Genomic DNA, 12,190 nt, shown 5'->3' on the forward strand with positions numbered 1-12,190 from the left:
ATGAAAATTGCATCCATAGACCCCGGCGCAGGCGGCGCAATCGCAATCCTGAACTGGAAAGCCCAGATCGTGGAAGTTCTGGATATGCCGATTGACTATATCAAGGTTGGCAGGACCACGCGCCGGGTGATTAACCCGGCCATGCTGGCAGCACATTTGCGCGCTCATGCACCCGACCATCTGTTCGTTGAGAATGTTTCCGTCAGGCCCGGGGAGGGCGCTGTAGGCGCGTTCTCTTTTGGGCGTGGTGTTGGCGTTATCGAGGGCGTTTGTGCCGCTTCTGGCATCCCTCTGACCAAGGTGCGGCCGCAGGACTGGAAGAAGGCGCTTTCCTGCCCAGCCGACAAGGGAGCCGCCCGGCAACGTGCCTGTGAACTGTTCCCGTCCGATGCTGCGCTGTTCTCCCGCGTGAAAGACGATGGCCGGGCCGAAGCCGTGATGATCGGTTTGTTTGGCATCCGCGCCATGGAGAATATGGGGATACCGGCATGAAGAAAGAAACAATCGCAAAGCCCATAATCTTCTCCGGCCCGATGGTTCGCGCGCTTCTGGAAGGCCGGAAGACACAGACGCGGCGGGTTATGAAGGTTCAGCCGCAACCATACGTCGGTGGTGTTCATCCCAACCATGTGGCCAAGCATCCAGCGCCTTACATAGATGCCTATTGCTCCAAGAGAAAAACAACGGCCAACCCTAGAGGAATGAGCGAAGATTGGTGCTGGTGGACAGAGGACGACAGGTGCGGTCCTTATGTGGGTAAATGCCCATACATTCCCAGCGACCTACTGTGGGTGCGGGAAACGTGGTCTCACACCGGTCAAGGTGTTTGGAAAGTCTCGGATGTATACCAGGCATTAGGAGGCGATATTGTTTATCGCGCTGATGAAAATGATGGAGCTATCGGATATTTCCCCTCCATCCACATGCCCCGCTGGGCCAGCCGCCTAACCCTGCGCGTGACGAATATCCGGGCAGAGCGGCTGCAGGATATTTCTGAGGACGATGCGCGGGCTGAGGGCGTCCGGAAAGAAGAATTTGGCAAGCATGCTCTATGGTCTGGCCGGGACACTGAACGGCCCACGCTGTCGTCTGCAAAGCGCGCCTTTTTAGACCACATCTGGACAGACCTTTACGGCGAGCATGAAACGAAATCCGTAGGCGCGAACCCGTGGGTCTGGGTCTATGAGTTTGAGGTGATCCGCAAGAATGTGGGTGAGGTGTCATGAGCAAAATCAAGACATGGATGCCCGTTTATATCGGCGATTATTTGGCTGATACGATGCGCCTTTCTACCCTCCAACATGGGGCATATTTTTTGCTTATGATGGAGTACTGGCGGCAAGGCCCATTGCCTGACGATATGGATGAGCTTTCGGCAATCGCCAGAGCAGACAGGAAGGCTTGGGACAAGTCCATCTGGCCCACGCTAAAACGCTTCTTTTCCAAGGGAGAAGATGGGCTTTTGCATCAGAAGCGCATGGATACTGAGCTTGGAATTGCATCAGAAAAAAGCAGCAAACGCAGTGCGGCAGCCAATGCAAGATGGTCGAAAGAGGAATGCAAAACTGATGCAAATGCATATGCAAATGCATCCGGTTTGGATGTGCAAAACGGAAACAAACAGGCATGCAAACCGCATTGTACGTGCGCGTCATGCGCGTCCGCGTCACCATCACCATCACATAATTCTTCCCTACGGTCAGAATTAGTGTGTGGTGCGCCTTCGGCTTCCGCGCCCCCCGCCAAACCCGACCCTCGCGGCCACAGACTGCCCGAAGATTGGCAGCCCAGCCCGGAGGACCGATCGTATGCCCTGAGCCTCGGCCTGAACCCGACAGAGGTTGCCGAGGTGTTTCGGAACTACTGGCACGATCTGGCTGGGGCTAAGGCTCGCAAGGTGAGTTGGTCGGGAACGTGGAAAAACTGGTGCAGACAGGACGCCTCGAAGCGAGGAACCGCCAAGGCTTCAACCGGCAAGCCACAATCCCCGCTCTCCCAGCAGTTCGAACGGATGCAGCGCCAATACGGCGACAGGACGGTAGCATGACCCAGATTTCGCACTACGCCGGGCAGCGCGTTCCGGCCCTCAGTCAGCCCTGCTTGGGGCCATCGACACCCGCGCTGTTGAGCGTGTTGGCCCCACCGAAACCGAGCAGGAGCGCCGGGACCGCCTGCGCCGTGGCGATGCCGCTCCGGGACTGGTGATCTCACTCGGACCCAAGCCGCAGCCGTCTGGCGCTGTGGTTGCCGAGGCCAAGCGCATCCTGCCCGACCTTGAGCGGGCCATGGAGCCGATGCCGAACGACCGGCTAGGCGTGGAAGTGGACCGGTTCCTCGACATGCTGAACGCAGCCGTGGCCAACCCGCAGGACGAGCAGGCACTCCAGATGCGCAAAATGGCCGTAGCCATGGCTTGCGAGGGAATGCCCGCCATCGTGTGGACGCCCGACACGCTGAGGCTGGCCGTGCGGCGGTTCAAGTTTTTCCCGGCTGCCGCTGAGTTCGTGGAGTTCATGGAGGATCAGCTTGCCCCGCTTCGCTCCCGGCTGGCTGGTGTGCGCATGGTCTCTCGTTGCACGCCCCGTGAGGAGCCTGTCCGCGAGCCGAAAACGCCAGAGGCCCGCGAGGCTGTGCGGAAGAAGGCGGCTGAGGCAACGGCGCGATTGCAGGCCCAGACCGCCGAGGATGAGCGCATTCGGAAGTTTGGATCGTGGACGCCGGAAGGTGCCGAAGGGCTGACAGGCCGCGCCCTTGCCGCCGCCCTCAAGCGGGAACTGCCCGGGCTGTCTGGAGACCTGCTGAACGTGACACGCCAGAGGATTGAAGTTTTGGAGCGCGCCGCGTCTCTGGCTGCCGCTATGGGCTTCAATTCACCCAAAGAGCCGCGAGGTTTGTCGGAGAGCGCGGGGAAGGTCTTTTCTCGGTAATCGTTATGTCTGGGCGTTAGACTGCCCTGTGCGGGCATTGTGGAGGATTTTAGGGGTATGTTGAAATTAGCGTTGTTGTTCTGGGTTGGGTGTTTGGGGTGCGTTGTGGGAGCGTGTATCGCTGCCAGCGCGCCGGTTGTTGCGTGGACATTAGCGGGGTGCTGGATGGCTATTTCTGCGGTCGCATCCCTCTGCCTGACAGTGAGGAGATGGTCATGACCGAATGGGGAACCGGCCACGAGCCAGACCCGGAAGAGCTGGTGGATTTCATGACTACCGAAGGGTGCGGACCGGTGCGGGTGCCGCATATTGAGCTGCACCCGATCCCACTTCATGCGCCGGAGGAGGGGTTGTTGGATGAGGAGATTTTGCCGTTGTTTCGTGATTGGCAGCGGGGTCCAAAAGTGGCTTAGGGTACCGTTTCACGGTCAGTGAAAGGATTCTGTGATGACCAATAATGCTCATGAAGTTGTTTTGGCTGAAGAAACAATTATTTTACCGGGCGACAAGGTTAGGGTTGGCCCCGATGCGGATGCTCCGTTTAAAAGAAAAATTGATGAAAATGGAGTGTGCGTAGATTCGGTAAATTCCTCCAAAGGGTTCCCCGTTAAAATAAAATTTGATGATGGTGTCGTTATTGAGGGATTTCGGAGTGGATTGATCATGACGGAACGTTATGGAGGATCAGCACCGGTGCCAGGGAATTAACCCCGTCTGTGTACAACCCTGTGGATAGCGGGTACTGTCGCAAAATATCGACACGTAGAAACGCAGGGTGACGCGCGTTTTCGCTGTACATTCGTGGGGTTTTGTGATTCTGTTGGTGGTATGAAAAGCCATCGTAAAAAGCGTTCATTTTTCCGCAAGCGTGGCAACGGCCCGTTTCAGCCAATATTCCGCATCCCAACATTTCTAAACGGTTGGTGGCTGTAAAATGACCACCTCCCCCTTCAAGCCCACAAACTCCGAAATCTACGCGCCGCCCCGAAACTGGGATGTGGCCTGTGCACTCTGCAACTTGCGCGCTGGGGTGCCGTTGACTGAGGCGCAGAAGGCTTTGGTGGAGAAAGCGGGGAAATGAAGCTCGGTCGCCACTGCATCAAGGAGGTGCTCTCCCGCGTTAAAGCGCGGGGATGGAGCGCCGAGATTACGAATGGCGGCCATATCAGGTGGCGGCATAGAAGCGGGGCTTTCCTGTTCGGGTCCGCGACCCCGGGGGATAGCCGCTCAATGAAAAACCTTATGGCTCAGATGAAGCGTGTTGAAATGAGGGTTGTTTGATATGGGGAAAGTTGCTGCGCGCCCTCGGTATGAAATTCCGGTTGCGGTGGATAATGGGCCTACGCCTGAGCGGGCGGGGAAGTCGGTGTTTACCGCCGGAAGGCCATCACGCGAACAGACCGTTGTGGACGCCCTGCTGAAAGCGCAGGAGATCACGCAGGAAGCCGCGAACGCTGCCGATAAGTGGTATCGGACGTGGGTGTTTGCGTATCAGGGTTACAAGGAGTTCCCTGAAAACCACACGGCAAATTGCGAGATCAGGCATGATGATCTTTCATGGTTGATGACACGGGCTGATGCGGCCGGGCAGATTTTCGATGTCCGTAAAGCGCTGGGCATGTGTGGCGAGGTTCGCCTGAAGGCAATGCTGGTCGAAAAGCTTTCGTTCAAGCAGATGGCTGGGGTTCTTTTCCCTGCCGTGTCCTCTGATCTGGGGCGCAAGAAAGTGTCTGCTCAATGCTCCCTCCTTCTTGAGCAGTTGGCAGAGTTCTACGCAACCCAGCGCAAGAAAAAGCACGATGCTGAAAAAGCTTGTACCCCGGTACCTTTGCCGGTATAAAAAACATCATCATCGCAAGATGTATGTTCGAGAGCCGCCTTCGGGTGGCTTTTTTCGTTTGAGGGCGTAATGGTAAGCAAGATGAAAGCAGGAAGGCCATCTGTTTTCTCGCCAGCCATTGAAGACGAAATTTGTGCGCGGATCATAGAGGGCGAAAGCCTGCGCTCTATATGCCGAGATGATCACATGCCGGGTCAAAGCACGGTATTTGGGTGGCTGGAAAGTAGCGCTTATGCCGATTTCCGGAGCAGGTACGCGCAGGCACGCGCGCGGGCGGCAGAAGCGTTTGAAGATGAAATAATCGATGTTGCGCGTACAGCAACTGCCGAGGATGCCGCTGCCAAGCGCCTGCATGTTGACACCCTCAAGTGGGTCATGTCCAAGCGTGCACCCAAGGTTTACGGCGACAAGATCACGCAGGAACACACCGGCCCAGACGGAGGCCCGGTGCAGGTGTCCGAAGTCCGCCGCGTCATTGTAAGGCCGCCCGACAAGAAAGAATGACAGCCCTTTCCATACCCACCGCCGAGGTATTCGAGCCGCTGCTGGCTCCATGTCGATACAAGGGTGCGTATGGTGGGCGTGGTTCGGGCAAGTCGCACTTCTTCGGCGAGTGCATTGTTGAAGAACACCTTCGGATGCCGGGCCACCGCACGGTCTGTATCCGTGAGGTTCAGAAGTCTATCGAGCGATCTTCGAAACAGTTGATCGTAGACAAGATCAACAAGTTCAACCTGAACGCATCGTTCGACGTTCAGGACCAGCTTATCAAAACTCCCGGCGGCGGCCTGATCATCTTTCAGGGGATGCAGAACCACACGGCGGACAGCATAAAGTCTCTGGAAGGGTTTGACCGGGCGTGGATTGAAGAGGCGCAGTCTATCAGCGCGTATTCGTGGCGTATGCTGCGCCCGACCATGCGTAAGGCTGGCTCTGAGATATGGGCAAGCTGGAACCCGGCTAGTCCAGAAGATCCGATTGATGACTTCTTTCGTGGCCCCGGTTCTGATCGTTCTGACCTCATTGCGGTGCGGGCGAACTGGTCTGACAACCCATGGTTTAGTGACGGCACGCTCCCGACTGAGCGGGTAGAAGATCAGCGCGCCCGGCCTGACGAATACGGCCACATCTGGGAGGGTGATTACATCACCATTTCGGATGCCATCATCTTTCGTAACCGCGTCTCCATTGAGGAGTTTACTGCTCCAGAGGGCGCGCGGTTTTACTATGGCGTGGACTGGGGCTTTGCCAAAGACCCGATCGCTGCGGTTCGCTGCTTCATCCTGAACGATTGCCTGTATGTCGATTACGAGGCGGGTGGCGTGGGGGTTGAGCTTGATGATACTCCCGCAGTGCTGGAGGAAATACCAGATGCCTACCGCTGGCCGTGGAAGGCGGATGGAGCAAGGCCAGAGACAATCAGCTTTCTGGCCAACCGCTTCGGCTTCAAGATCAGTGCCGCCGACAAGTGGCCCGGTAGCGTTGAGGACGGCATCGCCCGGCTGAAAGCCTTCAAGAAGATTGTGGTGCACCCGCGCTGCAAGCGTCTGGCCGAAGAGTTCCGCAAGTATTCGTACAAGGTGGACAAGAAAACGGAAGACGTTCTGCCGCTCATTGCTGATGCGTGGAACCACTGGATCGACGCGCTGCGCTACGCTCTGGATGGCGTCATACAGAACCGGCGCAGGATGCCGAAGTTTACCGCCGACACAGTCAACAAAATAGCCCAACAGGGACGAAGATGAAGCTGCTCAACTGGTTCAAGCGTAAGCCGGAGCCTGCGCCCGCTCCTGCGCGCGTAGAGCCAGTCGCGCCCACCAAAGACCGGCGCAGAATGCCTCGGTTCTCTGTCCAGTCGCCAGAGGATTTGCAGGCGTTGGCCGAGAAGTTGTTCACGCCCTACCAGCCCCCCAAGGGCGTGCGTGGAGACGGGCAGGCCGGACTGGCCATGGATAGCAGCCTCTCTGCCTACATGGGCGCGAATTACAACATCGTCAGCAACTTCATTGCCGATGGACTGAATTTCAAGGGCTACGCAGACCTTGCGGCCATGATGCTGCGGGCTGAGTTCCGCAAGCCGGTGGAGACGATTGCCAAGGAAACCACGCGTGAGTGGATCAAGTTTCGTTCGACCGATACCGACGAGGACGAAGACGACGAGGAAATAGCTGACAAGATCCGTGAGCTTGAAAAAGAGTTCCTGCGCCTGCGTGTACGCGATGTGGTGCGGCGCCAGATCACGCACGGGCTTGGGTATGGACTAGGGCATATCTGGATTGGAATTAAGGGCAGGCCACTCAACTCGGCCGGGCAGAATATCCCGCTCAAGATCAACGCCAACGGTATGGCCAAGGGAACGCTTGACCGGCTGGTAAACATTGATCCCATCTGGACCAACCCGAACACCTACAACGCAGATAATCCCCTCAAGGAAAACTACTACCGGCCCGACAACTGGTGGGTGCAGGGCGTTCTGGTTCATCACACCCGGCTGCTGACCGTGGTGCCGTATGAAGTGCCGGACATTCTCAAGCCCGCGTTCAACTTCGGCGGCCTGTCCCTCACGCAGCAGCTTGAAGCCTACGTGCACAACTTCCTGCGCACGCGTCAGTCTGTTTCCGACATGGCGAGCAACTTTGCCACCAAGGTTCTGAAAACGGACATGACCGGGAACATGCAGGCCGATAACTGCATGAGCTATGGCGACATAGATGCGGACAGCGTGACCGGGCGTGTTGCGGCCATGAACGTATGGCAGAGCAACAACGGCACGTTCGTTATCGACAAGGAAAGCGAGGACTTCGACATAAAGACCGCGCCGCTCTCCGGCCTTGGAGAACTACAGGCGCAGTCTCAGGAGTTCATGGCGGGCATTCCCGGCATCCCCCTGGTCAAGCTGTTCGGCATCCAGCCGCAGGGTTTGAACGCCAGCAGTGAAGGCGAGATCAGGGTCTTTTACGACGAGATAGCCGCGTTTCAGGAGGCCAATGTCGGCCCGACTGTGCGCGCCATCTTCAATCTGGCCCAGATTAACCTTTGGGGCGAGATCGACGAGCGGCTTGATTTTGAGTTCATCCACCTGTGGCAGCTTTCCGAGAAAGAGGCGGCAGAGGTGGAGAAGATCAAGACGGACACGGACGCGGTGAACGTGCAGGCGGGGGTTGTTGCCCCCGAGGAAGCACGCAAACGGCAGGCAGCGGACCCGCAGAGCATTTACCGCAACGTCAGTCTGGCCGGGCCACCGCCCGAACCGCCAGACCCAGAAACAGACGGCGCAGGGCTTGAAGGGGTGTTGCGGCGTGGCGAGGAAAGCGAGGACGGTTAGTGGTCAAACTCCGGTGTCAGTCAGCGCAGGGCAAGCGCATTGCCCCTGTGCGGGCTAGTGCCGGGGTCGAGGCGCAATACTACCAAGCCATGCACGCCATGCTTCGGCGGATGCACAAGGAAGTCCTGAACGATCTGGCTAAAGCGTACAAAGCTGCTGAACCCCAGATCGCGCAGGATGCCTCCCCATTGGCCCGACTGGTCAAGGTCATGGATCAGCTTACGGCCAAGTGGCGCAAGCGGTTCGATGATGCCGCCGACGAAATGGCCAAGCGGTTTGTGAAGTCGGCTCAGACCTACACACAGAGTTCGTTTCAGGCTGAGTTGAAGCGCAACGGGTTTACCGTGCAGTTCAAGCCTACGCGCTATGTGCAGGACATGACCTCTCGCTCCATTGCCGAGAACGTCAATCTGATCAAGGGCATGTCTGACGACCACCTCAAGGGCATTGAGACTGCGGTCAATATGTCCGTGATGCGTGGCCGCGACCTGTCTAGCCTAAGCGAAGCGCTCCAGAAGCAATACGGCATCAGCCGCCGCCGGGCCGCTTTCATTGCCCGCGACCAGAACAACAAGGCCACGTCCGTCATCAACCGGGCGAGGCAAACTGAGCTTGGTCTGAAAGAGGGCATCTGGGTGCACTCATCAGGCGGGAAGCACCCGAGGCCAGACCATGTGAAGGCCGGGAAAGACCGGCTTCGTTTCAATCTGACCAAGGGCGCTTACATTGGGGGTCGCTGGATACACCCCGGCGAGGATCCAAACTGCCGGTGCACATGGTCCGTGATTATTCCGGGGTTTGACGATGACTGACACAATACTCGCGCTCGACCGCTCCGTGCGGCGCATAGACGCGGACGGGCACCTGTTTGTTGAGCGCTGCGTGCTGAGCGCCGCCGTGGTGTCGCCCTACTATGGCCGGGAAATACCGGGCGCGGAAGCGTTGGGCCTGAACCCTGACCAGATATACCAGCTTTACCGCGATGCTGACGCGCTGCGGGATGCCGCCGAGACGATCAACGGCAAGCCCATCCTCGACATTCACCAGCCGATCAATGCCGAGGATCACCCGCGAGAGATTACGGTCGGCTCCGTCAGCAATGCCCGGTTTGAAGCCCCCGACCTGATCGGTGAGCTTTCCATCTGGGACGGTGACGCGATCAAGTCCATTCAGGACGGCTCCAAACGCTGCGTGTCCGCTGGATACGCATACGATGCCGTCCCGGAAACTGGCGAAGTCAACGGCCAGCCCTACACGCTCAAGATGGTGAACATTCGGTTCAACCACTTGGCGCTAGTTGAATCCCCCCGCGTGCAAACGGCCATCATTGGCGACAGCGCGCTTTCACCCAAAAAGGAACAGAGCATGGCCGTACGTGTACCCATGTCCGCAGTGGCCAAGGTTGCTGCTGCCCTCAAGTCTGGTCGCCTTGCGCTCGATGCGTCCGAAGAGGACGTGAAGAAGTGCATGGACGATGACGATCAGGCCGAGGACGAAGAAGAGGAAGATAAGTCCGACAAGGATAAAAAGCCTTCTGACAAGCCTGCTGAGGATGAGTCCGAAGAAAAGCGCGAGCGCGATGAAAAGGTCGGCGGCGAAAAAGCTAATGCCGAACTGAAGGGCGAGCGTAAGGAAAAGGACCGCATCGAAGGCGAGGATGAGGAGGAAGACGCCAAGAAGGAAGATAAAAAGGCGCAGGACCGGGCGATCTCCCTTGCTGTAGATGCCGCCATCAGGGCCGAGCGCAGTCGCAACCGTGCGACAGAAGAGGCCAAGCGCCTTGTTGCTCCGCTGGTGGGCGAGGTACACGGCCTCGACAGCGCCGAGGACATTCTCCGCTACGCCCTGAAAGATTGCGGCGTGATGGGTCTGGATGGCGTGAATACGGCGGGCCTCAAGGCGCTGGTGAATGCGCAGGTTGGCGCACTCGCCCCCGCTCCGGTCATGGCCACCGATAGCGCGCCCGACAAGGGTAGCGTCCTGTCTGGCATCTCCGCCCCCCGCAAGCTGTAAGGAAGCAGGCAAATGCCTTTTCAGAGCGAAGTAAATTACAATTGGCCAGCGGGCTTTCCCGGTCGCTGGGCCAGTGAGAACCCCCGCCGCATCGTTATTCCCGGGCCCAACGGCTTCCGGGCGGGTGCTGGCGGCCTGACCATTGCGCGCTTTGCGTGGGTGCAGAATGACGGCGTGACGCTGCTCAACACCGCGCCTACCGCAACGGCTGGCTCCGGGGCTGCGGCCACTGCTGTTCTGTCCTCTGCCACGGTTTACACCGTTTCGGCTCTGGCGGTGAACGCTGGTGGCAAGGATTACGCTGTGGGGGATACGGCGGCGTTTGCTGGCGGTAAGGCTACTGTATCCACAATTGGCACAGGCGGTGTGGTGACAGGCGTTACCATCCAGTCTGCCACCGCTCAGACCACTGACCCGACCGCCACGGGCGTTGCCACCACAACGAACGGCAGCGGCACGGGCCTGACCCTGAACGTGACGGCTACAGCCAGTCAGGAAGCTACCGGGGGCGTTGCGTCCATCACGGTTTCCGATGGCGGTACGGGCTATTCGGCAGCGCCGATTGTCTCCCTCACTGGTGGCGGCGGCACCGGCGCCACGGCTGTTGCCGTTGTGTCCTCTGGCGTTGTGACCGGCATTAACGTGGTCAGTGCAGGCACGGGTTACACGTCCGCCCCCACTGTGGTCATCACGGCCCAGACGGTCCCGAACGGTGCGCCGCAGGGCTTCGTCTACGCCGACCAGCAGGGCCTGACCACGGCCTACCTGCAGGAAGCCACCATGATGATCCCCGAGGGCTTCATGGCGCAGCTTGCAGAGGGCGGGGACGTGTTCGCAGCCTCCAGCACTCCGGCCCTTATCGGCCAGTCCGTATTTGCCTCCACCACCGATGGCAGCATCAGCACCGGCACCGCAGGCGCGACCATCGCGGGCTACATCGAAACTGCGTGGAAGGTCTCGCAGGGAAATGCCGCTGGCTCGCCCATCATCATCACCGGCCCTGTTGCGGCTGCATAAGGAACCACAAGTATGAACATGTTCCGCAAGGACGCGCCCCGTCTGGCACAGGACTGGGGCGTAGTCATGCCCGGTGTGCGCGGGTATTACTCCGAGATGGCAGCCGATGCGCTGCCGCCCGGTCTGCCTGTTACCGCACCGAATAGCGGTATCCCCGCGATCTACACGACCTATACTGACCCGAAGATCATCAAGGCGATTATCACGCCCACCAAGTCCGAGGGCATTTACGGCAGCGCCAAAAAGGGCGACTGGGTGACTGACACCGCGCAGTTCCCCATGGTCGAACTGTCCGGTTATGCCGTTGCGTATGATGATTACAGTCCGGCCGGCACGACCTCGGCAAATGCCAACTGGCCCCAGCGCCAGAGCTTCCACTATCAGACGTGGACCAAATGGGGCGAGCGCGAGGTGGAACGCATGGGCGCAGCCAAGATCGACTGGGTGAACCAGCAGAACGAGGCATCCATTTCCGTACTGAACAAAAACCAGAACCAGATCAACCTGTTCGGTGTGTCTGGTCTGGAACTGTACGGCGCGCTGAACGACCCCCACCTGCCCGCAGCCATTGCGCCGCTGCCCAAGCTGACCGTTTCCGGTACGTCTGGTGGGAACACATGGCTGGATACCGCCGACCCGATTGCAGTGTACAATGACATTCTGAAAGCGTTTCAGAAGCTCACTGTGCAGATGGGTGGCAATCTGACGCTGGAAACGCCCATGACGCTGGTCATCCCGACCGAGCGCCAGCAGTGCTTGCTGTACACCAACCAGTTCCAGGTTGTTCTGAGCGACCTGCTCAAAAAGAACCTGCCCAACCTCAAGATTGAGACCCTGCCGGAAGCGGGAACCAATCTGAGCGGCGGCAACTCCAGCGTAACCATGATGCAGCTTTTTGTTGACGCTGTGGACGGGCAGGAAACTGTCACCACCGCATTCACCGAGAAGATGCGCGCCCATGCCGTTGAGCGGTATTCCTCCAACTTCCGGCAGAAAAAGTCGCAGGGCTCGTGGGGGACCATCTGGTTCTATCCCATGGCCTGCGTGACGATGACGGGGATCTGAACC

15 protein-coding genes are annotated in these 12,190 nt (G+C 58.6%); 14 read left to right on the top strand and 1 reads right to left on the bottom strand.

Annotated features, from left to right (window positions below; all coding sequences use genetic code 11):
* From AGA_RS03850 to AGA_RS03875, 6 genes are all read left to right on the top strand, one after another.
* Positions 1-492, top strand: a complete 492-nt coding sequence (locus AGA_RS03850) for a RuvC family protein (RefSeq protein ID WP_059023101.1) — start codon at positions 1-3, stop codon at positions 490-492.
* Positions 489-1,226: a hypothetical protein gene (locus AGA_RS03855; protein ID WP_059023102.1), complete on the top strand. Its 738-nt coding sequence runs from the start codon at positions 489-491 to the stop codon at positions 1,224-1,226. Before AGA_RS03850 ends, AGA_RS03855 begins: the two co-directional genes overlap by 4 nt.
* Entirely contained in the window at positions 1,223-2,047 is an 825-nt protein-coding gene (locus tag AGA_RS03860) for a YdaU family protein (protein ID WP_059023103.1), read from the top strand. Before AGA_RS03855 ends, AGA_RS03860 begins: the two co-directional genes overlap by 4 nt.
* Before the next feature lie 154 nt (positions 2,048-2,201).
* Entirely contained in the window at positions 2,202-2,927 is a 726-nt protein-coding gene (locus AGA_RS03865) for a hypothetical protein (RefSeq protein WP_157065293.1), read from the top strand.
* A 215-nt stretch (positions 2,928-3,142) separates the two neighbouring features.
* Positions 3,143-3,340, top strand: a complete 198-nt coding sequence (locus AGA_RS03870) for a hypothetical protein (RefSeq protein ID WP_157065294.1) — start codon at positions 3,143-3,145, stop codon at positions 3,338-3,340.
* A gap of 34 nt (positions 3,341-3,374) precedes the next feature.
* Positions 3,375-3,635 (top strand): hypothetical protein, encoded by a 261-nt coding sequence (locus tag AGA_RS03875; RefSeq protein ID WP_059023106.1) that lies wholly within the window; start codon positions 3,375-3,377, stop codon positions 3,633-3,635.
* Between the two features lie 264 nt (positions 3,636-3,899).
* On the opposite strand, the gene AGA_RS13660 is transcribed toward AGA_RS03875, so the two are convergent.
* Positions 3,900-4,106 (bottom strand): hypothetical protein, encoded by a 207-nt coding sequence (locus AGA_RS13660; RefSeq protein ID WP_157065295.1) that lies wholly within the window; start codon positions 4,104-4,106, stop codon positions 3,900-3,902.
* Positions 4,107-4,332: 226 nt separating this feature from the next.
* On the opposite strand from AGA_RS13660, the gene AGA_RS03885 reads away from it, so the two are divergent.
* The 8 genes from AGA_RS03885 to AGA_RS03920 all read left to right on the top strand — a co-directional run bounded on the left by AGA_RS03885 (position 4,333) and on the right by AGA_RS03920 (position 12,187).
* Positions 4,333-4,767 (top strand): hypothetical protein, encoded by a 435-nt coding sequence (locus AGA_RS03885; RefSeq protein WP_231946000.1) that lies wholly within the window; start codon positions 4,333-4,335, stop codon positions 4,765-4,767.
* An 81-nt stretch (positions 4,768-4,848) separates the two neighbouring features.
* Complete coding sequence (locus tag AGA_RS03890) at positions 4,849-5,271, top strand: terminase small subunit-like protein (protein WP_083503660.1); 423 nt, start codon at positions 4,849-4,851, stop codon at positions 5,269-5,271.
* A complete protein-coding gene (locus tag AGA_RS03895) occupies positions 5,268-6,512 on the top strand; it encodes a PBSX family phage terminase large subunit (RefSeq protein WP_083503535.1) in 1,245 nt (414 codons plus the stop codon). Before AGA_RS03890 ends, AGA_RS03895 begins: the two co-directional genes overlap by 4 nt.
* The gene (locus tag AGA_RS03900) at positions 6,509-8,092 is read left to right on the top strand and encodes a phage portal protein (RefSeq protein ID WP_059023110.1); all 1,584 of its coding nucleotides are present in this window, start codon (positions 6,509-6,511) and stop codon (positions 8,090-8,092) included. The genes AGA_RS03895 and AGA_RS03900 overlap by 4 nt, the downstream gene beginning before the upstream one ends.
* The gene (locus tag AGA_RS03905; RefSeq protein ID WP_059023111.1) at positions 8,092-8,904 is read left to right on the top strand and encodes a phage head morphogenesis protein; all 813 of its coding nucleotides are present in this window, start codon (positions 8,092-8,094) and stop codon (positions 8,902-8,904) included. Before AGA_RS03900 ends, AGA_RS03905 begins: the two co-directional genes overlap by 1 nt.
* Positions 8,897-10,105 (top strand): DUF2213 domain-containing protein, encoded by a 1,209-nt coding sequence (locus AGA_RS03910; protein ID WP_059023112.1) that lies wholly within the window; start codon positions 8,897-8,899, stop codon positions 10,103-10,105. Before AGA_RS03905 ends, AGA_RS03910 begins: the two co-directional genes overlap by 8 nt.
* A gap of 12 nt (positions 10,106-10,117) precedes the next feature.
* Positions 10,118-11,122: a gp53 minor capsid family protein gene (locus tag AGA_RS03915; protein WP_059023113.1), complete on the top strand. Its 1,005-nt coding sequence runs from the start codon at positions 10,118-10,120 to the stop codon at positions 11,120-11,122.
* A gap of 12 nt (positions 11,123-11,134) precedes the next feature.
* Complete coding sequence (locus AGA_RS03920) at positions 11,135-12,187, top strand: hypothetical protein (protein WP_059023114.1); 1,053 nt, start codon at positions 11,135-11,137, stop codon at positions 12,185-12,187.
* Positions 12,188-12,190 lie beyond the last annotated feature (3 nt).

It is taken from the genome of Acetobacter ghanensis (assembly GCF_001499675.1).
GTDB lineage: Bacteria > Pseudomonadota > Alphaproteobacteria > Acetobacterales > Acetobacteraceae > Acetobacter > Acetobacter ghanensis.